Below are 21,442 nucleotides of genomic sequence, written 5' to 3'. Positions count from 1 at the left end.
ATCCCATCGTGGTCGGCGCGACTACCCGGGGCAAGGGCCGCCACGACGGAATGCGAGTGCACGTCGAGCGTGTCGGGCATCCGACTGCGGACCGGTCGGACCGACCCGCGCCGGGTGTTGTCCGGATCGCCGATGTCCTTTTCGTCGTACCCGGCAGGTAGACCGACCATGGGCCGGTGTCGCGACGACCGCCGCCGGCCGACGACGAGAGGAACCTCAGATGAGTGGTGTACGCGTACTGGTGGGGACGCGCAAGGGTGCGTTCGTCCTGACCTCGGACGGTAGACGCGACAGTTGGACAGTCGACGGCCCGCACTTCGGCGGCTGGGAGATCTACCACCTCACCGGGTCGCCCGCCGACCCGGACCGGCTCTACGCCTCCCAGTCCGGTGGGTGGTTCGGGCAGCTGATCCAGCGTTCGGACGACGGCGGCCGGAGCTGGACCACCGTCGACAACGACTTCGCCTACGCCGGTGAGGTCGGCGACCACCTCTGGTACGACGGAACCGCCCGCCCGTGGGAGTTCACCCGCATCTGGCACCTCGAACCGTCGCGCGACGACCCGGACACCGTCTACGCGGGCGCGCAGGACGCGGCGCTCTACGTCTCCACCGACGGCGGCGGCAAGTGGACGGAGCTGACCGGCCTGCGTAACCATCCGAGCGGGTCGTCCTGGCAGCCCGGCGCGGGCGGCCTGTGCCTGCACACGATCATCCTGGATCCGGTCCACCCGGGACGGATCTACACCGCCATCTCGGCGGCCGGCGCGTTCCGCAGCGACGACGGCGGCACCAGCTGGACGCCGATCAACAAGGGGTTGCGGTCGGGGGAGATCCCCGACCAGGACTCCGAGGTCGGCCACTGCGTGCACCACATCACCCAGCACCCGTCGCGGCCCGACACGCTGTACATGCAGAAGCACTGGGACGTGATGCGCAGCGACGACGCCGGAGCGAACTGGCGCGAGATCAGCGGCAACCTGCCGTCGGACTTCGGCTTCCCGATCGCGGTGCACGCCCACGAGCCGGAGACCGTCTACGTCGTGCCGATCAAGAGCGACTCCGAGCACTACCCGCCGGAGGGCCGGCTGCGCGTCTACCGCAGCCGCACCGGCGGCGACGAGTGGGAGCCGCTGACCGTCGGGCTGCCGCAGGCCGACTGCTACGTCAACGTGCTGCGCGACGCCATGGCCGTCGACACGCTCGACCCCTGCGGCATCTACTTCGGCACCACCGGCGGCCAGGTGTACCGCTCCGCCGACGGCGGCGACAGCTGGGCGCCGATCGTCCGGGACCTGCCGCCCGTGCTGTCCGTGGAAGTCCAGGTGCTGCCGTGATCCGGGTCGTGCTCCCGGCCCACCTGAAGACCCTCGCCGGGGTGACCGGTGAGGTGCGTGTCGAGGTGGCCGGCCCCGGGCCGGCCACCCAGCGCCGGGTGCTCGACGCCGTCGAGGCGCGGTATCCGATGCTGCTCGGCACGATCCGCGACCGGCACAGCGGGAAACGTCGTGCCTTCGTCCGCTTCTACGCCTGCGAGGAGGATCTGTCGAACTGCTCACCCGACACGCCCCTGCCGGAACGCGTGGTCTCCGGTGAGGAGCCACTCATCGTGCTCGGCGCGATGGCCGGGGGCTGAGCGGCAGCACCACTGCCGCGCGGCTCCCCACCGGTGACGCCGGTCGGGTCGCCCGGTGCGTTCAGAGCCCCCGGGCGAACAGCGCCAGGCGTACCCGGTTGGGGCTGCCCGTCTTGGTCATCAGACTGGTGACGTGGGACTTGACGGTGGTGAGGCCGATGTGGAGCCGCTCGGCGATCTCCCCGTTGGACAGCCCGTCGGCGACCAGGTCGAGCACCTGTTGCTCCCGGGTGGTCAACCCGGCGACCGACGGCGGCGTCCCGGTGCGGGCGTGCACCGCCCGCTGCACCAGCCGACGCAGCACCTCCTGGCTGAACGGGCTGTCGCCGGTCGCGGCCCGGCGCACACCGTCGAGTAGGTCGGTCGGCGGCGCGTCCTTGAGCAGGAAGCCGCAGGCACCGGCCGCCAACGCCGGGTAGAGATGGTCGTCGTCGCCGAAGGTGGTGAGCACCAGGATCCGGGCACCGGGACGCTCGGCGAGAATCCGGCTGGTCGCGGAGATCCCGTCGACGCCCGGCATCCGCAGGTCCATCACCACGACGTCCGGCACCAGCCGAGCGGCGAGGGTGATCGCGTCCCGACCGTTGTCGGCCTCGCCGACGACCTCGATGTCGGGCTGGGCGTCGCAGAGCATGCGTAGGCCCGCCCGGATGAGATGCTGGTCGTCGACCAGCAGGACCCGGATCACGTGCGCTCCTTCGCGTCGGGGCCGGTGCGGCTGCCGTCGGTGTCGTTCGGTGACGTGGCGTCCGGCGGCCCGACATCTCGGCTCGCCGCCGACCGTGCGGCCGGAACGCCGTCCCGGGACGGCGTCGAGGCGGCCGACCGGGCCACCGGGTGGCCGCCGGGCAGCACGGTGGCCACCCGCCACCCGGTGCCGGTCGGGCCCGCCGTCAACTCGCCGCCGAGGACCTCGACCCGTTCGCGCATGCCGGTGATGCCGTGACCGCCGCCGACCGGCACCGCGTCGGGCACCCAGCCGGATCCGTCGTCGGTCACCTCCCAGTGCACGTCGTCGTCCACCACGCTGACCGACAGCCGCGCCACGGCGGCGGCACCGGCGTGCTTGGCCACGTTCGTCAGCGCCTCCTGGCTCAGGCGCAGCACCGCGAGGCCGCGTACCGCGTCGAGGGCGCCGACCGCCGGGTCGATGTCGGCGACCACGTTGACCCCGGCCTGACGGGCCCGGTCCACCGCGGCGCCGAGCGCGGCTGGCACCGCCGACGGGTCGATCGCGGTCAACGCGGCGTCACCGCGTACCCCGTCGGGGTCGCGCAGCACCGCGACCAGTCGGCGCAGGTCGGCGAGGGCCGCGGTGCCGGTGCCGTGCACATCGTCGAAGACCGCGCCCACCCGTGGGTCGAGGTCGGTCAGCACGTGCCGGGCCACCCCGACCCGCAGCACCATCGACGCGACGTGGTGGGCGACCACGTCGTGTAGTTCCCGAGCGATGGCGCTGCGCTCGTCGGCCCGCGCGGCGCGGCTCTCCGACTCGCGCCGCCGCTGCTCCTCCTCGGCCCGCCGCCGCGACTGCTGGCCGAGTTCCCGGGTGGTGCGGATGACCAGCCCGAGCAGCAGTGGTACGCCGACCTCCGGCAGCAGCCCGAACACACCGGAGAGCAGGCGCGGCAACGGATCGCCGATCGAATCGGTCAGGTCGACGGCGGCCAACAGCCCCGCCGTCAGCCAGATGGTCCGGTTCCGGCGGGCGGCCAGGGTCAGTTCGAGCAGGGCCCAACTGGCGCCCACCTGGTTGATCATGAAGTCGTCGATCAGCCAGATCGCGACCGCCAGCAGCGCAATCTGCGCCAGCAGGTTGACCAGCGGTCGGTGGTGCAGCGCCAACCCGACCACGAAGGCGAACGCGGCGAGGATCCACTGGGTGGTCGTCGGCGCCGCATCGACGCCGAAGAACAGGTAGCCCAGGCCGGTGAGGACGAGCAGCGCCATCCGCGTGAAGCTGTCGCGTGCGTCGAACAGCCGTCCCATCCAGCCCACGCCCCTCAGCCTAGGTGGTGCGGGTCGCTGTCGGCAGCGGCCGACGGGTGGGCCGCCCACCTGGTGCGTACGACCAGGTAGGCGACCAACCCGAGTGGGCCCAGCAGGATCGTCAGGACCAGCACCGGTGCCATCACCAGTGGCGGAACAGCCCGCCTGCGCCCGTCGAGCCACGCCCACCGGCCGACGAACAGGTCGAAGGCGATCATGTGTGCCCAACCGGCCGCCGCCCCGTCGGCGCTGCCCAGCAACTCCCGTACGCCGTCCAGGGTGGGGGAGGCCACGGCCGGAAGGACCTCCCCGAGCGCGGGTAGCACCAGGATCGCGTAGATCACCGCGGCCGGTGCCACGATCAGCGGTGATCGGACGACCCGATGGGTGACCGTCCAGTTCGGCGCCAGGATCATCAGGATCCAGAACGGTGCCGCCACCGCGAAGGTCAGCGGGAACAGCACGGCGCTCATGCGTCCACCGCCATCCGCTCGGCACCGTCGCCCCGACCACGGTGCGGCCCCGCCGCCTGTGCACCCGGCTCCGACGAACCCGGCTCTGGCGGTCGCCGGTCACCCCGCTCCGCCCGGGGGTCGACTCCGGTCGCCGGAGCCCGGCGTCGCGCCAGCACCAAGGCAGCGGCGGCGACGACCGTGACCACCAGCGCCGTGGCGACGGCCAGGGTGAGCGCGTCGGGACGCAGCAGCGGCTGACCGCGCAGGGCCTGCCAGGTCACCAGGATGGTCGACGCGCCATAGCCGAGCCCCACCACGAGCATCAACCGGGCTCGGGTGCGCTCGTCCAGCCGCCCGCCGGTGACGGTGTTCAGCAGCATCGCCAGGATCGGCATCACCTGCATCCCGTGCAGCCCCACGAAGTGCCCGATCCGCAGATCGCCGCCGGTGGTGCTCCAACTGATCAGCGGCAGCCCCGGCCCACCGTCGGGTACGCCGACGCTGTGCGCCCCGGCGATGCCCTCGATCATGGGAGCCTGCGCCGGCATCGTCATCGGCACCGCCACCAGCATGCCGAGCGCCGCCAGCCCGAGCCCCAGACCGATCGCGTACCGACCGGCCCGGTCGGCGATCGGGTGCCGCAGCACCGCGACGCCGACGACGACGTGCGCGACGAACAGCACCATGATCGCCACACCCATCAGTTGCCACAGCGCGGCGTTGAACGCGCTGGTCTCGTTGTAGTGGCTGGTGGTGCCACGGAGCACCTGCCCGACGATGATGATCATCTCCACCACACCCATGGCGACCACCACGGTGACCGCCCACTCCGCGACCCGGCTGCGGCGCGGCAGCAGGGCGAGCAGCCAGGCCAGGGTGCCGCCGTAGAGCACGAAGGACACCGAGAACTTGAACGGCTTGAGCCAGATCGGCGCGCCGGTCAGGACCCGCTCGTCGGCGACGATGCCGACCGCGCAGACGACGGCGAGCACCGCCATCGCCGATACGAAGACCATCAGAGGGCGGTGCCGGTACGACCGCCGCGACAGGTTGTCAGTCATACCTGTAGATGCTGGTCGGTGCGCCGGTGGACATCGCCCGACTGCGGGCCCGGATCGCGACCGATGGTCGGGTTCCCTCTCCTACCTGGGTAGGAGAGGGAAGACGGTCCCGCGCGGGTAGGGCCAACGCCTCTGGGTAACTGGTCGGTGGCGTGGCAGCCTGGCGATAGTAAGGAGGCGACGATGACCACCCCCAAGAAGAAGACACAGTGGACAGTCGACGACGTGATGACCCGCGACGTCGTGTCGGTGCGGCCGGACACCTCGTACCGCGAGGTGGTGGACGCGTTGGTGGGCAGCGGCGTGAGCGCGGCGCCGGTGGTGGACGCCGACGGGCAGGTCCTCGGCGTGGTGTCCGAGGCCGACCTCTTGCACAAGATCGAAGCCGCCGGGGACGAGCGGCACCGCCGGCTCATCGGCGTACGCCGAGCGGCGGCGAAGGCGCAGGCCAGGGCCGCCGCCGACCTGATGACCGCGCCGGCGGTCGTGGTCGAACCGACGGCCTCGGTCGCCGCGGCGGCCCGGCGGCTGGAATCCGCGCAGGTCAAGCGGATGCCGGTGGTGGACGCCGATCAGCGGCTCGTCGGCATCGTGTCCCGGCGGGACCTGCTGCGGATCCACACCCGCCCGGACTCCGAGATCGCCGCCGACGTCACCGACCACCTTCTGCGGAGGCTCTGGATCGACCCGAGGACCGTGACGGTCGCCGTGGCGGACGGTGTGGTGACGTTGTCCGGCACCGTCGAGAGCCGCAGTCTCGCCGGCATCGTGGCCGACCACACGGCCGCACTCGCCGGCGTCGTCGAGGTGGTCGACGAACTGACCTGGGAGCGGGACGACTCCGAGCTGATCGCCTCACGCGGCTACGCGTTCGCCACCCCGGAGCGGCTGCTGCGGTCCTCCGGTGGCTGAGACCCGGATCCCCGGCCCCGACCAGCCGAGCTTTCCGGCCCGCCGGGTGGCGGGCCGGGGCCCCGGCTGGTACCGGGGCGACGTCCACCTGCACACGGTGCTCTCCGCCGGTGGTGAACTCACCGCGGAGCAGCTCGTCACCGCCGCCCGCGAAATGGGGCTCGACTTCGTCGCCACCACCGAGCACAACACCTCGGCCGGGCACGGTGACTGGGCCCGCCACGCCGGTGACGACCTGCTGGTGATCCTCGGTCAGGAGGTCACCACCCGCACCGGGCACTGGCTGGCCCTCGGCCTCACACCCGGCCAGCAGGTCGAGTGGCGGTACGGGGTACGCGACGACACCATCGACCGGCACCTGGCACAGGTACACCGGGTGGGTGGACTCTGCGTGGCCGCGCACCCGTACGCGCCGTACGAGTCGGGGACGCTCGGCTACCCGTACCACTGGTTCGACGCGGTGGAGGTGTGGAACGGACAGTGGCGTTCGGACCTGCCGTGGAACGCCGACAACGAGGCGGCGTTGGCCGAGTGGGGCCGCAACCTCAGCCACGACGTGCACCGGGGGCGGTGGTGGCCGGCGGTGGGCAACAGCGACGTGCATCTGGCCGGCCAACTCGGCAAGCCGCACACCGTGGTCTTCGCCGAGGAGCTGAGCGTCGACGCGGTCCTCGCCGGGCTGCGCGCCGGTCGTAGCTGGATCGCCGGCTCGCCCGCCGTGGAGCTGGAGTTCACCGCCGCGACCGGTGACCGGGTGACCGGGATCGGTGAACGCCTGGCGTCCGACGGCGAGCCGATCGAGCTACGGGTGCGGGTGTCCGGGGTACCGTCCGGCACGATCAGTCTGCACACCGAACGCGGCACGGTCCTGCGGGAGCGGCTCACCACCGCCGGATCGGGCACGCTGAGCTGGCAGACCACCGCGCGGGACACCGGTTTCGTCCGGGCCGAGGTGCGTCATCCGGACGGTCAGGCGGCGGCCCTGACCAACCCCGTCATCCTGGCCTGATCGGCGTCGCCCGACCCGCCGGGTCGATGCGCGACCGGGCGGCACGCGCCGGGTGCGCGGTGGTTCAGCCTCAGCGCGACGCGGCGTACGCCAGCGGCGCGCGGACGTCGTCCCAGGTGCCGGTCAACGTGGCGCCGGTCGGGGTGGCGGCGGCTCCGGGGCGGCGGATCACCCCCAGTTCGACGGCGTCGGTGACGATCAGCGTCGGGTCGCCGTCGACCACCCGGCGCACCGTCCCGACCGTGGGCACGTCGGCGGCGGAGGCGTCACTGGTGATGTCCATGCTCGGCGCGCGCACCTCCCGCCGACCGTCGACCTCGAAGTACTCCTCGGCCTGCCCGGAGCCGGTGAGGATGGCGGCGGCCAGGGCGCCCGCGTACACCGGGTCACCCACCGCGTCGTAGACCCAGCGGCGGCCCAGCACCGAGTGCTCGGTGGTGCCCACCAGCCATTCGTCGGCACCGTCCAGCGGCGCCCCACGGTAGGTCAACGGCACCTGGTGCACCGGACCGTCACCGCCCCGGACCAGCAGCGTCTCGATGCCCACCTGCCCGGCCGGATCGTCGAACCGGTACGCGGCCACCCGCGTCACGTCGCCGCTGCCCGCGTACCAGTCACGGGTCGGCAGCCAGGTTGCCAGCAGCTCCAGCTTGGTGGGACGGATCTCCGCTCGGTGCAACAACGCCATGGGCCGCATCGTACGCACCCCGGAACCAACCGGCCGCGACGGTGACACCCGCCGACCGGCCGATGCTCGACCGGTCGGCCTCACCACCTGACCGGAGCCGCCGCCACGGTGGTCTGCGTCAGGCGGGGTGGGGGGTGGGCGGATGCTCCCACATCGAGGACATCTCGTCGAAGGCGTGCTCCATGATCTGTTTCATGGCCTGGCGGGCGCTTTCGCCGTCGCGGCGTTGAATCGACTGGGCGACGTCGGCGTGTAGTTGGAGCGCCTGCTCGTGTGGGTGGTGGGGCATGAGGTGGTAGTGGTGGCGGCCGGTGAGTACCTCCGCCACCAGGTCCTGGAGCTTGACGAACATCTCGTTGCCCGAGGCGCGTAGCACCCGGCGGTGGAACTCGATGTCCAGGCTGAGGAAGCGCTCCTCGTCGCCGGCCTTGCCCGCGGCCCACATCTTGGCGGCCAGGCCGACCAGATCGCTCGCCTCGTCGTGGTCGACCCGGTGCGCGGCGAGCCAGGCGGCGTGTGGTTCCACCGCGGTACGCAGCTCGGTGATCGAGCGTAGCTGGGCGATGCGCCCGGCCGAGGCGAGCCGCCAGCGGATCACCTGTGGGTCGAAGACGTTCCAGTCGCCGGCCGGGCGGATCATGACGCCGACCCGTCGGCGGGTCTCGATGAAGCCCATCGACGCCAGTACCCGCAGCACCTCGCGGACCACCGAGCGGGACACCGCGTAACGGTCCACCAGGTCGTCGATGTTGAGTACCGCTCCGGGCGCGATGTCCCCGCCGCAGATGGCGGTGCCGAGGTGGTCGAGGACGCGTCCGTGCAGCCCGGCCTCGGTGGGGGCGGTCTGGGCGGGTACGGCCCCCGGAGAGGTCAAATCCACGGCTCGGATCGTATCAGTTAGGTCTACCCCTTGTTTAAGTCTGCTTTTTCGGCCTAGCATCCGGACGTTAAGCGGATGTAAAAGGCCGAGGTCGCGCTCGTCCCCCCGAGTCGGCGACCAGGACAGAAGGAGAGACGGGCGTGGGACGTCGATCAATATTTGGGACATCTCTGGCGATGGTGGCCGCGGTGACCCTGTCCGCCTGCGGCGGCGGTGGAGACAGCGGTGCCTCGGACACGGTGCGGGTGACGCTGGTCAACCACGTCTGGACCGAGAACATCCGGCAGGCGTTGCCGGAGTTCGAGAAGGCGACCGGGCTCAAGGTCGAGGTCACCCAGCTCGGTGAGGACCAGCTCTCGGACCAGTACAACGTCAAGCTCAACGCGGGCTCCCGCGACATCGACGTGATGATGTACCGGCCGTTGCAGGAAGGTCAGCTGTTCGCCAAGAACAAGTACCTCGCCGACCTGACCGACCGGGCCAAGGAGAGCGCCGACTTCGGCCTGGACGACTTCCAGGCGTCGCCGCTGGGCGCCACCACCTACGAGGACAAGGTGGTGGGTATTCCGATCATCACCGAGCAGCAGGTGCTCTACTACCGCAAGGACCTGCTGGAGAAGTCGGGCTTCTCCGCGCCGCCGCAGACGCTCGACGAGCTGAAGACCCAGGCAGCCAAGATCAAGGCGGACAACCCGGGCGTCGCGGGCTTCGTGTCGCGTACCGGCAAGGCCGCCGCCGTCACCCAGTTCTCCAGCTTCCTCTTCAGCTTCGGCGGCGACTTCGTCGACGACTCCGGCAAGGCCGCCGTCAACACCGACGCCGCCAAGCAGGCGTACGCCTACTACGGCGAGCTGCTGCGCGAGCACGGCCCGGCCAACATCAGCACCGACATGAGCTGGTCCGAGGCGATGGCGATCTTCACCCAGGGGCAGGCCGCCTTCTACACCGAGGCGAACTCGCTCTACAAGAACGCCACCGACCCGGCCAAGTCGAAGGTCTCCGAGAGTGTCGGTTTCGCGCCGTTCCCGGCCGGTCCGGCCGGTTCGAAGCCGTACAACATCCCCTCCTGGGCGCTGGCCGTCAACGAGGCCTCGGAGAACCAGAGCAACGCCTGGAAGTTCATCGAGTGGGCCGCCGGCAAGGAGCAGACGCTGGAGCAGCAGAAGGCCGGTGTGCCGGGTGCCCGCGCCTCCGTCTGGGAGAACCCGGAGGGCATCGCGACCTACCCGCAGGACATGGCCGACGCCATCACCGTGAGCCTCGCCAACGGCGTGGGCCACGACCGGCCGGTGGTCGAGCGGGTCGCCCAGGCCCGGGAGATCGTCGGGCAGCCGATCGTCGACGCCATCACCGGTAAGGACGCGGCCGCCTCGGCCGACGCGGCGAACGAGGGATTCCAGAAGTTCCTGGACGACGAGGCCCGCTGAGTCCGCGCGGGGGTGACCGGGCACCGGCCCTGTCACCCCCGCCCGGCCCTGTCCACCACGGAGATCCGATGCCAGCAGTCACCGCCCCTGAGAAGGCGCCCCGCGGCGCCTCCGTCATGCCCGACACGCCCGGCTGGGCACGCTGGGCCAATGACCATCGCAAGTGGCTCTTCGCGGCCCCGGCCATGGTCTTCGTCGCCGCGCTGATCATCTTTCCGCTCGCCTGGACGGCCTACCTCAGCCTCACCGACTCGGCGGGCTCCGTCCGCGCCGACTCGGAGTTCATCGGCTTCCGCAACTACGTCGAGGTGCTCACCGACACCGACCGGTTCTGGCCGGCGGTGGGGCGTACCGCGGCGTTCACCGGAGCCGCGTTGTTCTTCGAGGTCGTCCTGGGCATGGCGATCGCCCTGCTGCTGTGGCGGCCGTTCCGCGGCGAGAAGTGGGTCCGGGTCGCCATCCTGCTGCCGCTGGTCGCCACCCCGGTCGCGGTCGGCATGATGTGGCGGCTCATCTTCGACCCCAACATCGGTTTGGCCAACCAGGCGTTGAGCTGGGTCGGTATCGGCCCGCAGCCGTGGCTCGCCGGACAGCACACCGCGCTGCCCACCACCATCTTCATCGACATCTGGCAGTGGACGCCGATGGTCGTACTGATCCTGCTCGCCGGCCTGACCTCGCTCTCCGACGAGCCGCAGGAGGCCGCGATGATCGACGGGGCCAGCGCCTGGCAGCGTTTCCGGCACGTCACGCTGCCGCTGCTGATGCCCACCGTCATCGTGGCGGTCCTGCTGCGCGGCATCGACGCGCTGAAGACCTTCGACATCCTCTACGCGACCAAGGGTCGGGGCGGTGGCTCCTTCCACGAGGTGGAGACGCTCAACGTGTACGCCTACGGCCTGAGCTTCGACTACAACGAGTACGGCCTCTCCTCGACGGTGCTGATCCTGTTCTTCCTGATCATCATCGGTTCGATGTGGGCGCTGACCGCACGCCGGAAGGGGGCCGGACGATGAAGCAACGCGCCGCGTTCAAGGTGTTCCGCACCATCGCCCTGATCGTCGTGGTCATCTCGCTGGTGGCACCGCTGATCTGGATGGTCGCCGCCTCGTTCAAGACCAACGTCGACATCTACGACTCCGCCAAGGCGCTGGTCTTCACGCCGACTCTGGACAACTACGGCACGGTGCTGCGACAGGCCAACTACGTGCAGTTCATCGGGAACAGCCTCTGGGTGGCCTTCGCGGCGACGGCGCTGTCGCTGCTGCTCGGCGTCCCGGCGGCGTACTCGATGAGTCGGTTCAACATGCGCAAGTCGGCGCTGGTGGTGCTGATGGCCCGGGTCATTCCCGGTGTCTCGCTGCTGGTGCCCTGGTACTACGTCTTCTCGAACCTGCGCCTGGTCGGCGGCTTCAGCGTGCTGATCCTGAGCCACATGTTCGTGTCGCTGCCGCTGATCGTCTACATCATGATGGGCTTCTTCGACGGCCTGCCGGAGGAGTTGGAGGAGGCGGCGCTCGTCGACGGCCTCACCCACATCGGCGCCTTCCGCCGGGTCACGTTGCCGCTGTCCGTGCCGGGCATCGCCACCGCGGGCATCCTGTCCTTCATCTTCTCCTGGAACAACTTCATGTTCGCCCTGGTCCTCTCCGGCGCGGACACCAAGACCCTGCCCGTGGCGATCTTCGACTTCGTCGGCTACGCCAGCATCGACTGGGGCGGGCTGATGGCCGCCACCACCGTGGTCACCCTGCCGATCATGATCATCGCGTTGTTCGTGCAGAAGTACATCGTCTCCGGCCTCACCGCCGGTGCGACGAAGGGCTGACGGATCATGACGATCATCGACCGCGTCGAGACCTTCCTCGTCGCGCCCCGCTGGCTCTTCGTCCGGGTGGAGACCACCGACGGCATCGTCGGCTGGGGCGAGGCGACCTGCGAGGGCCGCTCCGAGACCGTACGCACCGCCGTCGAGCAGCTCAGCGAGTTGCTCGTCGGCCGGGACGCGCTGCGGATCGAGGACCACTGGCAGGTGCTGACCAAGTCCTCCTTCTACCGGGGCGGGCCGATCCTGGCCAGCGCGGTCTCCGGCCTGGACCAGGCGTTGTGGGACATCGCCGGCAAGCGGTACGGCGCGCCCGTGCACCAACTGCTCGGCGGGCCGGTACGCGACCGCATCCGGGTCTACGGTTGGGTCGGCGGCGACGAGCCCGACGAGGTTCGGGACCAGATCGCCGCCCGGGTGGAGGCCGGGCTGACCGCGGTGAAGATGAACGCCTCCGGGCGGATGAGCCCGCTCGCCTCCGTCGCCGAACTCGACGCGGTGGTACGCCGGGTCGCCGCGGCCCGGGAGGTGCTCGGTGACGACCGTGACGTGGCCGTGGACTTCCACGGCCGGTTCACCCTCGCCAACGCCCGACGCGTCGCGCCGCTGCTGGAGCCGTACCGGCCGCTGTTCCTGGAGGAGCCGGTGGTGCCGGAGAACTCCCACCTGATCGGCGAGTTCGTCCGGTCCACCACCACCCCGGTGTCCACCGGGGAGCGGCTCTACAACCGGCAGGAGTTCCTGCCGGTGCTCCAGGCCGGCATCGCGGTGGCCCAGCCGGACCTCGCGCACGCCGGTGGCATCACCGAGGTACGCAAGATCGCCGCACTGGCGGACGTCTATGATGTACAACTCGCCCCGCACTGCCCACTCGGACCGATCGCGTTGGCGGCCTGCCTTCAGGTCGGCTTCGCCACCCCGAACTATCTGATCCAGGAACAGAGCATCGGCATCCACTACAACCTCGGCGCCGAGGTACTCGACTACTGCGTCGACCAGCAGCCGCTGGCCTTCGACGACGGGTACGTGCAGCGCCTCACCGCCCCGGGGCTGGGCATCGAGATCGACGAGCAGGCGGTACGCGCGGCGGACAAGCGCGGGCACGCCTGGCGCAGCCCCACGTTCCGGCATCCCGACGGCTCGTACGCGGAGTGGTGACATGACAGTCGATCTCACCGCCGAACTCGCCGCGACCCGGCTGCTGGCCATCATCCGGGGCACCGACACCGCCGCCGCCATCGCGGCCGGCACCGCCCTGCTCGCCGAGGGTGTGTCGATCATCGAGGTGGCGCTGACCACGCCCGACGCGCCACGGGCCATCGAGGCGCTGCGGGCGGTCGCCGCGCCGGGCGGCCTGGTCGGCGCCGGCACCGTGCTCACCGCCGCCGACGTCGCCGACGTGGCCGCGGCCGGAGCCCAGTTCGTGGTCACCCCGGCCGTGGTCGAGTCCATCGGCGAGGCGGCCCGACGCGGCCTGCCGGTAGCCGCCGGTGCGCTCACCCCCACCGAGGCGTTCACCGCGATGCGACTCGGTGCCAGCGCGGTCAAGCTCTTCCCGGCGTCGGTCGGCGGGCCGGGGTATCTGCGGGCGGTGCGTGACCCGTTCCCGGACATCCCGTTCGTCGCCGTCGGTGGGGTGGGACCGGCCGAACTGCCCGGTTACCTGGCGGCCGGCGCGATCGCCGTCGGTGTCGGCGGCCCGCTGGTGGGCGACGCCGCGTCCGGTGGCGACCTGGACGCGCTGCGCGAGCGGGCCCGCGCCCACCTCGCGGCGGTCGCCGGAGCGGCGACGTCATGAACCCGTCCAGCGCACAGACCGGGCCGGACCTGCTCACCGTGGGCGAGGCGCTGGTGTCGCTGCGCTCCGCCGGGCCGCTCGCCCAGGGCGGACCGTTGACCATGCACCTGGCCGGCGCGGAGTCGAACGTGGCCATCGGGCTGGCCCGGCTCGGCCACCGGTCCGCGTGGGTCGGCCGGGTCAGCGACGACGAACTGGGCGAGTTCGTGCTGCGCCAACTCCGCGCCGAGGGCGTCGACGTCGCCGGGGTACGCCGGGACGCGGACCGGCCCGCCGGGATGATGTTCCTGGAGCGGCGTACCGCCGACGTGTCCCGGGTCCGCTACCACCGGGCCGGATCGGCCGGCTCCGCCCTCGACGTCGAGGATCTGCGTGCCCCGCTCGCAGCCGGGCCACGGATGCTGCACCTGACCGGGATCACCCCCGCGTTGTCCGACAGTGCCCGCGCGGCCGCCGCCTGGGCGGTGCGTACCGCGGCCGAGGCCGGGATCGCGGTCTGTCTGGACGTGAACTACCGGGCCGGGCTGTGGTCCCGCGAGGCCGCCCGGGAGGCGCTGAACCCGCTGGCCGGGTACGCCTCGGTCGTGGTGGCCTCCGCCGACGAGCTGGACCTGGTCGCGTCGGCCGATGCCGACGAACCCGGCGCGGCGGTCGGCCTGCTGGCTCGTGGTGTGCGGACGGTGCTGGTGAAACTCGGTGCCGACGGTGTCCGGGCGTACACCACCGACGGTGTCGTCCATGTCGAGGCGGTGCCGGTGACCGCCGTGGACACCGTCGGGGCCGGTGACGCGTTCACCGCCGGTTACCTCTCCGGACACCTCGACGGGTTGGACCTCGTCGACCGGCTCCGTCGCGCGGTGACCCTCGGAGCCTTCGCGGTCGCCGGTGACGGCGACTGGGAGGGACTGCCCCGCCGCGACGAGTTGACCCTCCTCACCGGCAGCGCCGCCGGGACCACCCTCCGCTGAGTACGTTCCCGCAGGAGAAAGGCACCCCTCGTGAAGATCGTGGCCGCCGACGTCATCGTCTCCAGCCCGGACCGCAACTTCGTCACACTGAAGATCACCACAGAGGACGGCATCACCGGCCTCGGTGACGGTACGCTCAACGGGCGTGAACTCTCCGTCGCCTCGTACCTGCGTGATCACGTGGTGCCGCTGCTGCTCGGGCGCGACGCGCACCGCATCGAGGACGCCTGGCAGTTCCTGTACCGCTCGGCCTACTGGCGGCGTGGGCCGGTCACCATGGCCGCCATCGCCGCGGTCGACGTCGCGCTCTGGGACATCAAGGCCAAGGCCGCGGGGATGCCGCTCTACCAGCTGCTCGGCGGGGCGTCCCGCAACGGCATCATGGCGTACGGTCACGCCTCCGGGCGGGACCTGCCGGAGCTGTTCGACTCCATCCGGGCGCACCTCGACCTCGGGTTCCGGTCGATCCGGGTGCAGACCTCCGTACCGGGCATCAACGCCGTGTACGGTGTGGCCGCCCAGCCCAGCGCCGACGGCAAGCGCTACGACTACGAGCCGGCCCAGCGCACCCCGCTGCCGGCCGAGGAGGACTGGGACACCCGGGCGTACCTGCGTCACCTGCCCGGCGTCTTCGAGGCGGTGCGCAACGAGTTCGGCCCGGAGCTGCCGCTGCTGCACGACGGGCACCACCGGATGACCCCGATCCAGGCGGCGAAGCTGGGCAAGGCCCTCGAACCGTACGACCTGTTCTGGCTGGAGGACTGCACCCCGGCGGAGAACCAGGAGGCGCTGCGGTTGGTCCGGCAGCACACCACCACGCCGCTGGCCATCGGCGAGGTCTTCAACACCGTCTGGGACTACCAGACCCTGATCCGGGAGCAGCTGATCGACTACGTGCGGTCCGCGGTCACCCACACCGGTGGCATCACCGCGATGCGCAAGCTGCTCGACTTCGCCGCCCAGTACCAGATCAAGTCCGGTATCCACGGTCCGACCGACATCTCCCCGGTCGGTATGGCCGCCGCGCTGCACCTGGACCTCGCCATCCACAACTTCGGCATCCAGGAGTACATGCGGCACGGCCCGCTCACCAACGAGGTGTTCCGCCAGTCGTTCACCTTCACCGACGGCTACCTGCACCCGGGGGAGCAGCCGGGTCTCGGCGTCGAACTGGACGAGGAGGCGGCCGCCCGGTTCCCGTACCAGCCGGCGTACCTGCCGTTCAACCGGCTTCAGGACGGCACGGTCCATGACTGGTGACCGGTCGACCCGCCACGTGGTGGTGATGGGGGTGTCCGGTGCCGGGAAGACGACCGTGGCGCGGGGAGTCGCCGCGCTGACCGGGCTGACCTTCGCCGAGGCCGACGAGTTCCACTCGGCGGACAACGTGGCCCGGATGCGGGCCGGCGTCCCCCTGGACGACGCGGCCCGCTGGCCGTGGCTGCGTTCCCTGGCCGACTGGATGGCCGCCCGCCACCGGGAGGGTGTGTCGACGGTACTGGCCTGCTCGGCGCTGCGGCGCGCCTACCGGGACGTGCTTCGGCAGGGGCCGCCGGAGGTGGACTTCGTGCACCTGGCCGGGCCGACCGAGGTCATCCGGGAGCGGCTGACGCTGCGTTCGGGGCACTACATGCCGCCGAGCCTGCTCGACTCGCAGACCGCCACCCTGGAGCCGCTGCACCCGGACGAGCAGGGTTTCGTGCTCGACCTGCGCGGCACCACCGACGAGTTGGTCACCGCCGCCGTGGTGCGACTCGGGCTACCCGTGTCCCCGTCCCGCACCTGAGCGCCCGCACCCCGCCCACGCCCCCCCTCCGCGCGATCAGCGGCGTGGGCGGTGGGGCGGCCCGCAGGCCCGCGCGGGCGGCCGGGTTTGCCGGTTCCCGGGACGCGGCGGGATGTCGAGGTCGACCATGGAGGGCGGTGGCGGCAACGCCGGCGGTGACGCGACGGCAGGTGGACGGGCGTGCGGGAGACAACGGTCGAGCCGATCGTCAGGGGCGACGAAGGCGGCCTGGCCGAGCAGGTGTGGCGCAACGCGGCCGAGGACCCGGACGCGGTGCAGTTCATCCGGCCCGACCCGGACCCCCGGTCGTGGCCGGTCCGCCGCTCCGTCGGCGGCCCGCTGCCGGTGACCTGCCGTCAGTTCCGCGACGATGTGCTGGCGGTGGCCCGAGGTTTCGTCGCCGCCGGTATCACCCGGGGCGACCGGGTGGGTCTGCTCAGCCGCACCCGGTACGAGTGGAGCATGGTCGACTACGCCCTCTGGGCGATCGGCGCGGTGAGCGTGCCGATCTACGACACCTCCAGCACCGAACAGATCCGCTGGATGCTCGGCGACTCCGGCGCGGTCGGCTGCGTACTGGAGACCGCCGACCACGCCGCCGCAGTCGCCGGTATGCGGACGGAGCTGCCCGAGCTGCGGCAGACCTGGCGCATCGACGCCGGTGACCTGATCGACCTGGTCGCGCGGGGCCGTGCCGTCGACGCCACCGAGGTGGACGCCCGCCGCACCGCGGTGACCGGCGACGACATCGCCACGATCGTCTACACCAGCGGCACCACCGGGCCGCCGAAAGGCTGCGTCTTGACGCACCGCAACCTCTCGGCCGACGTCGGTAACGCCGTCGCGGTGTTGCCCGAACTGCTGCATCCGGGTGCGTCGACGGTGCTGTTCCTGCCGCTGGCGCACGCGTTCGCCCGGCTGATCCAGATCGGGGTGGTGCGGATCCGGGCGACGATGGTGCACAGCGCCGACCTCTCCAGCGTGCTCGACCAGCTGCGCCGTTTCCGACCCACGTTCATCCTGGCCGTGCCCCGGATGTTCGAGAAGATGCACGACCATGCCCGACAGTCCGCCGAGGACGCGCACCGGGGATGGCTCTTCGGCCTCGCCGAGCGGGTGGCCGTGCGGTACAGCCGCGCGTTGGACACGCCGCGCGGGCCGGGAGGGCTGCTTCGCCTGGCGCACCTGGTGTTCGACCTCGTCGCGTACCGCCGGTTGCGCGCCGCCCTCGGCGGGCGGTGCCGCACGGCCATGGTGGGTGGCGCGCCGCTGGCGGAGCGGCTGGGGCACTTCTTCCGGGGTGCGGGCGTCACGCTCCTGGAGGGGTACGGGTTGACCGAGACCTCACCGGCGTTGACCGCGAACCTGCCGACGGCGATGCGGATCGGCACGGTCGGTCGGCCACTGCCCGGGGTCGCGATCCGCGTCGCCGACGACGGTGAGATCCAGGCCCGGGGAGAGGTGGTCTTCGGCGGCTACTGGAACAACCCCGAGGCCACCCGGGAGGCGTTCACCGACGACGGGTGGTTGCGTACCGGCGACCTCGGCCGCATCGACGACGACGGTTTCCTACGGATCACCGGGCGGGCGAAGGAGGTCATGGTCACCGCCGTCGGCAAGAACGTCGTCCCCGGACCGATCGAGCAGTGCATCCGGGAGCATCCGCTGGTCAGCCAGGCGATGCTGGTCGCCGACGGTCGCCCGTACGTCGCCGCGCTGGTCACCGTCGACCCTCGGACGTGGACGCGGTGGCGGGAGCAGCACGGACGCTCCGGGGCCTCGGTGGCGGCGTCGCGGGACGATCCGACGCTGCGCGGGGAGATCGAGACCGCGATCGAGCGGGCCAACCGGAGCGTCTCGCGAGCCGAGCAGGTCAAGGCCTTCCGGATCCTGCCCCGGGATCTCACCGAGGCCGACGGTGAACTCACCCCCACCCTGAAGATCAAGCGTGAGGTCGTGCGGGAGCACTTCGCCGACGAGATAGACGCCCTCTACCAGGGGCATCGGTAGCCCACAGTGGTCACCACCGCCGGGGGGGGGGGCGGGGGGGGCCGGACCCCCCCCCCCCCCCCCCCCCCCCCCCCCCCCCCCCCCCCCGCCCCCCCGCCCCCCCCCCCCCCCCCCCCCCCCCACCCGCCGGGGGGGGCGGCCGCCCGCCCCCCCCCCCCCCACGGATCTGCACCATGGTCACCCGGATGCCGCGCCGCACCCGGGGCAACGTCAACAAGCCGACGCAGAAGGCGGCGAGCACGGCCAGCGCGAGGACCAGCCCCGCGATTCCGCGTCCGGCCACCGTCAGGCCGGCCACCGCCGCCAACCCGACTCCCGCCACGGTGGCCGCCGCCGCGGCCAGCATCCGGGCGTCCACCAGGGGTTGGCGCACCACCAGCCAGGCGAAGGTGACCGCACCGAGGTTCTCGGTCACGATGCCGGCGGCCCAGGCCACCGCCGCCCCGGTCGCCCCGTGGGCGGGAATCAGCACCAGTCCACCGCCGACGGTCACCAGCAGCCCGGTCAGCACCGCCACCAGGTGCAGGCCGCTGCGCCCGCCCATCAGCAGCATGCTCTGCACGTTGCCGACCCCGGTGTTGACCAGCATCGCCACGGCGAGCACCGTCATCGCGGCGGTGCCGGCGGTGAACTCCGAGCCGAACAACGCCAGGAAGGCCGGTGCGAAGACGGCGAGCAACAGGTAGACCGGCCAGGAGAGCACCAGACCCCAGGTGGTCAGCTGCCGGTGCACCGCTGCGGCGGCGGCCCGCTCGCCTCGGCCGAGCAGCCGCGACAGTTGCGGCGACACGGCCACCCGCAGCCCCTGCATCGCGAGTTGACCGGCGAGGACGTAACGGCCGACGGCACCGAAGACACCGGCGTCGGCGGGCCCGGCCAGGGCCGAGGTGAGCAGCACGCCGATCCACATGTTGCCGGCGTCGATCGCCGCCGAGGCGGCGCGGGGCAACGCGAACCGCCAGAACGTGGACCAGTCCCGAGGCTCCGGGCGCAGCCGGGCACCCGCGCCGACGCCGAGTGGCCCGGTGACCAGGATCAGGCAGACCAGCAGGGCCACGGCGGCGGGCACCAGCCAGCCGGTCATACCCGCCAGCAGTCCACCACCGGTCAGCACCGCCGCACCGACCAGCAGGGGCCGGGCGACCGGCAACAGCAGGAACTGCACCGCGACGTAGGCCCGCATCGGGCGTACGCAGCGCACGACGGCCAGCAGCAGGTTCATCGCGACCACCACGGGCACCGCCGCGAAAGTCACCACCAGCAGCGACGCACCCGCCGGGCCCTGCAACCGCCCGGCGAGCGGCCCGGCGACCAGCGCTCCGCCGACCGCGACCAGCACGGCCACCACCAGCGGCGGTATCAGCGCGACCGGCAGCACCCGGGCGCCGTCACCGGTCGCGCCGAGACGTCGCCGGGGCAGCGCCCAGATCAGACCGGTCTCCGCACCGAGGGTGCAAATCGCGGCGGCGACGGTCACCACGCCGATCGCGGCGAAGAACGCGCCCGCTCCGGTGGTGCCGTAACCACGGGTGATGACCACCGCGAGCACGAAACCGAACAGGCCGCTGGTCGCCGCGCCGAGCAGCCCGGCGACTCCACTGCGGGTGCTGCGCCGGGTCTCGGCCGTGCCGTCCACCGCCGTCGTCGTGCCCGTCGACGAGGCGGCGGGCAGGCTCGGCGTACGTCCGGGCCCCTCCCCGGTCGGTGGGCTGGTCGTCGCCGTCATGCCGGTGTCACCGCCGCTCGTCGCGACCACCCGTCCGGTGGGCTGCCGCGTTCCCGTTCGTCGAGGGCGATCGCGAACGCCACCGCGAAGAAGGCGACCGCGAGATTCTGGTTGGCCATCCCGTAGAAGGGCACCTGCACCAGGCAGATCACCGGGACGATGGAGAGCCACTGCCCGGCCGCCGACCGGGCCCGGGCGCAGATCAGCGCGGCGGCGACGAACCAGGCCAGGAAGCACAGCAGCGCCGGGACGCCGTGACTGAACAGCACCATCCACAGTTGCCCCTGGGTGCCGATCGGCGCGTCGGCGCTGACCGTGTCCACGTCCATCGGCGCGCCGTAGCCCAGCCAGGGGGAATCACCCACCCGACGCAGCACCTCGGAGTAGAGCGAGAGCCGGTCGGTGTTGGTGTCGCTGGACTCGACCCGATTGCCGATCATCTCGGCGACCGGGATGAACAGGCTGGCGACGCCGCCGAGCACCACCACTCCGGCGATGGAGGCGGCCACCCGGACGTTGCCGCGTAGCGCCGCCCGCACCCCCAGCACGGCCAGGCCGACGCCGAGGCTGAGGAACATCGCCCGGTTGAGCGTGAAGAACGCCGGGACCAGCGACAGCGGCAACGACGCGAGCAGCAGCCACCGCAGCAGGCCGCGCCGACGCAACATGGTGAACGCGACCACGCAGGGCAGCGTCATCGCGTACGCGCTGCCGTAGTTGTTGGTGTAGGCGTACGGAGCCGCCGGCCGGTAGATCGGGTTGAGCGACCGGGCACTGTACTCGGCGGTGCTCAGGTGGACCATGTCGTTGATGAACGGCACGCCGGACACGCCCGGCGGCAGCAGGATCTCGAGCGGGGTGGTCAGCTCGAAGCGCGGGATCAGCACGCCCAACCAGCCCAGGGCGACCAGGCTGAACCAGAACGCGCACAGCGGCACCAGCACGACGGCCTGGTCGGGGCGTTCCCGGGTGACGGCGTAGACGTAGATCGCGACGACCAGCGCGGTGAGGTAGAACGCCAGTCGCAGCACGAAGGTCGGCACCGAGGTGAGCGAGGTCAGCCGGCTCGCGCTGGCCACCGCGATGGCCAGGAAGAGCAGCCAGATCCCGATCGCGGGTGGCAGCGGCACGCGACCCCGGGTGGCCAGCAGCGTGAACAGCAGGGCACCCAGCAGTGGCCAGCCGAGGTAGAAGCTGCCGGCCACCCACCACAGGGGAACGAGCCCGAACATCGCCGCCAACGGCCACAGCGGCAGTCGGGGCGGTGCGGGCG

The 21,442-nt window shown here is 71.7% G+C and carries 20 protein-coding genes and 1 pseudogene; 13 read left to right on the top strand and 8 right to left on the bottom strand.

What is annotated here, in order from left to right; genetic code table 11:
* Positions 1-220: 220 nt before the first annotated feature.
* Entirely contained in the window at positions 221-1,336 is a 1,116-nt protein-coding gene (locus ACLQ2S_RS17005; RefSeq protein WP_425702016.1) for a WD40/YVTN/BNR-like repeat-containing protein, read from the top strand.
* The gene (locus tag ACLQ2S_RS17000; RefSeq protein ID WP_309223488.1) at positions 1,333-1,635 is read left to right on the top strand and encodes a MoaD/ThiS family protein; all 303 of its coding nucleotides are present in this window, start codon (positions 1,333-1,335) and stop codon (positions 1,633-1,635) included. Before ACLQ2S_RS17005 ends, ACLQ2S_RS17000 begins: the two co-directional genes overlap by 4 nt.
* Before the next feature lie 61 nt (positions 1,636-1,696).
* Here ACLQ2S_RS17000 and ACLQ2S_RS16995 read toward each other — a convergent pair whose 3' ends face one another.
* From ACLQ2S_RS16995 to ACLQ2S_RS16980, 4 genes are read right to left on the bottom strand one after another with little or no spacing between them, the layout of a single operon-like run.
* On the bottom strand, positions 1,697-2,323 hold the full coding sequence (locus ACLQ2S_RS16995) for a response regulator transcription factor (protein ID WP_309223487.1): 627 nt from the start codon (positions 2,321-2,323) through the stop codon (positions 1,697-1,699).
* Positions 2,320-3,633, bottom strand: a complete 1,314-nt coding sequence (locus ACLQ2S_RS16990; RefSeq protein WP_309223486.1) for a sensor histidine kinase — start codon at positions 3,631-3,633, stop codon at positions 2,320-2,322. Before ACLQ2S_RS16990 ends, ACLQ2S_RS16995 begins: the two co-directional genes overlap by 4 nt.
* 5 nt (positions 3,634-3,638) lie before the next feature.
* Positions 3,639-4,097, bottom strand: a complete 459-nt coding sequence (locus ACLQ2S_RS16985; protein ID WP_425702015.1) for an ABA4-like family protein — start codon at positions 4,095-4,097, stop codon at positions 3,639-3,641.
* The gene (locus ACLQ2S_RS16980; protein WP_425702014.1) at positions 4,094-5,140 is read right to left on the bottom strand and encodes a hypothetical protein; all 1,047 of its coding nucleotides are present in this window, start codon (positions 5,138-5,140) and stop codon (positions 4,094-4,096) included. Before ACLQ2S_RS16980 ends, ACLQ2S_RS16985 begins: the two co-directional genes overlap by 4 nt.
* A gap of 183 nt (positions 5,141-5,323) precedes the next feature.
* Here ACLQ2S_RS16980 and ACLQ2S_RS16975 point away from each other — a divergent pair, with 183 nt between their 5' ends.
* Complete coding sequence (locus tag ACLQ2S_RS16975; protein WP_425702013.1) at positions 5,324-6,052, top strand: CBS domain-containing protein; 729 nt, start codon at positions 5,324-5,326, stop codon at positions 6,050-6,052.
* Positions 6,045-7,061: a CehA/McbA family metallohydrolase gene (locus tag ACLQ2S_RS16970; protein WP_425702012.1), complete on the top strand. Its 1,017-nt coding sequence runs from the start codon at positions 6,045-6,047 to the stop codon at positions 7,059-7,061. Before ACLQ2S_RS16975 ends, ACLQ2S_RS16970 begins: the two co-directional genes overlap by 8 nt.
* Before the next feature lie 70 nt (positions 7,062-7,131).
* Here the strand turns inward: ACLQ2S_RS16970 and ACLQ2S_RS16965 are convergent, their stop codons facing one another.
* Both ACLQ2S_RS16965 and ACLQ2S_RS16960 read right to left on the bottom strand, forming a co-directional pair.
* Positions 7,132-7,749: a CG0192-related protein gene (locus ACLQ2S_RS16965; protein ID WP_425702011.1), complete on the bottom strand. Its 618-nt coding sequence runs from the start codon at positions 7,747-7,749 to the stop codon at positions 7,132-7,134.
* A gap of 118 nt (positions 7,750-7,867) precedes the next feature.
* Positions 7,868-8,629: a FadR/GntR family transcriptional regulator gene (locus ACLQ2S_RS16960; RefSeq protein ID WP_309223483.1), complete on the bottom strand. Its 762-nt coding sequence runs from the start codon at positions 8,627-8,629 to the stop codon at positions 7,868-7,870.
* Between the two features lie 188 nt (positions 8,630-8,817).
* Between ACLQ2S_RS16960 and ACLQ2S_RS16955 the strand changes: the two genes are divergently transcribed.
* The 9 genes from ACLQ2S_RS16955 to ACLQ2S_RS16915 all read left to right on the top strand — a co-directional run bounded on the left by ACLQ2S_RS16955 (position 8,818) and on the right by ACLQ2S_RS16915 (position 18,443).
* Positions 8,818-10,056, top strand: a complete 1,239-nt coding sequence (locus ACLQ2S_RS16955) for an ABC transporter substrate-binding protein (RefSeq protein WP_309223482.1) — start codon at positions 8,818-8,820, stop codon at positions 10,054-10,056.
* Between the two features lie 68 nt (positions 10,057-10,124).
* Positions 10,125-11,072 (top strand): carbohydrate ABC transporter permease, encoded by a 948-nt coding sequence (locus tag ACLQ2S_RS16950; RefSeq protein WP_230462702.1) that lies wholly within the window; start codon positions 10,125-10,127, stop codon positions 11,070-11,072.
* Positions 11,069-11,884: a carbohydrate ABC transporter permease gene (locus ACLQ2S_RS16945; protein WP_155219588.1), complete on the top strand. Its 816-nt coding sequence runs from the start codon at positions 11,069-11,071 to the stop codon at positions 11,882-11,884. Before ACLQ2S_RS16950 ends, ACLQ2S_RS16945 begins: the two co-directional genes overlap by 4 nt.
* Positions 11,885-11,890: 6 nt before the next feature.
* Complete coding sequence (gene dgoD, locus ACLQ2S_RS16940) at positions 11,891-13,039, top strand: galactonate dehydratase (protein WP_155219585.1); 1,149 nt, start codon at positions 11,891-11,893, stop codon at positions 13,037-13,039.
* 1 nt (position 13,040) lies between these two features.
* Entirely contained in the window at positions 13,041-13,679 is a 639-nt protein-coding gene (locus tag ACLQ2S_RS16935; protein ID WP_425702010.1) for a bifunctional 4-hydroxy-2-oxoglutarate aldolase/2-dehydro-3-deoxy-phosphogluconate aldolase, read from the top strand.
* Positions 13,676-14,647 (top strand): sugar kinase, encoded by a 972-nt coding sequence (locus tag ACLQ2S_RS16930; RefSeq protein ID WP_425702009.1) that lies wholly within the window; start codon positions 13,676-13,678, stop codon positions 14,645-14,647. The genes ACLQ2S_RS16935 and ACLQ2S_RS16930 overlap by 4 nt, the downstream gene beginning before the upstream one ends.
* A gap of 30 nt (positions 14,648-14,677) precedes the next feature.
* Positions 14,678-15,907: a D-mannonate dehydratase ManD gene (gene manD, locus ACLQ2S_RS16925; RefSeq protein WP_309223481.1), complete on the top strand. Its 1,230-nt coding sequence runs from the start codon at positions 14,678-14,680 to the stop codon at positions 15,905-15,907.
* Positions 15,897-16,433 (top strand): gluconokinase, encoded by a 537-nt coding sequence (locus tag ACLQ2S_RS16920; RefSeq protein ID WP_425702008.1) that lies wholly within the window; start codon positions 15,897-15,899, stop codon positions 16,431-16,433. Before manD ends, ACLQ2S_RS16920 begins: the two co-directional genes overlap by 11 nt.
* Positions 16,434-16,613: 180 nt before the next feature.
* Complete coding sequence (locus ACLQ2S_RS16915; RefSeq protein ID WP_425702007.1) at positions 16,614-18,443, top strand: AMP-dependent synthetase/ligase; 1,830 nt, start codon at positions 16,614-16,616, stop codon at positions 18,441-18,443.
* 157 nt (positions 18,444-18,600) lie between these two features.
* Here the strand turns inward: ACLQ2S_RS16915 and ACLQ2S_RS16910 are convergent.
* Positions 18,601-20,169 (bottom strand): annotated as a pseudogene (locus ACLQ2S_RS16910) (lipopolysaccharide biosynthesis protein); the annotation flags it as partial.
* A complete protein-coding gene (locus ACLQ2S_RS16905) occupies positions 20,166-21,401 on the bottom strand; it encodes an O-antigen ligase family protein (protein ID WP_155218169.1) in 1,236 nt (411 codons plus the stop codon). The pseudogene ACLQ2S_RS16910 and the gene ACLQ2S_RS16905, both read right to left, overlap by 4 nt.
* Positions 21,402-21,442: the final 41 nt, after the last annotated feature.

Origin of the sequence: Micromonospora sp. DT48, from assembly GCF_049844495.1 — a bacterium.
GTDB lineage: Bacteria > Actinomycetota > Actinomycetes > Mycobacteriales > Micromonosporaceae > Micromonospora.
Note: the sequence above shows the minus strand (reverse complement) of the source record. Positions and strands in the feature narration are given on the sequence as shown.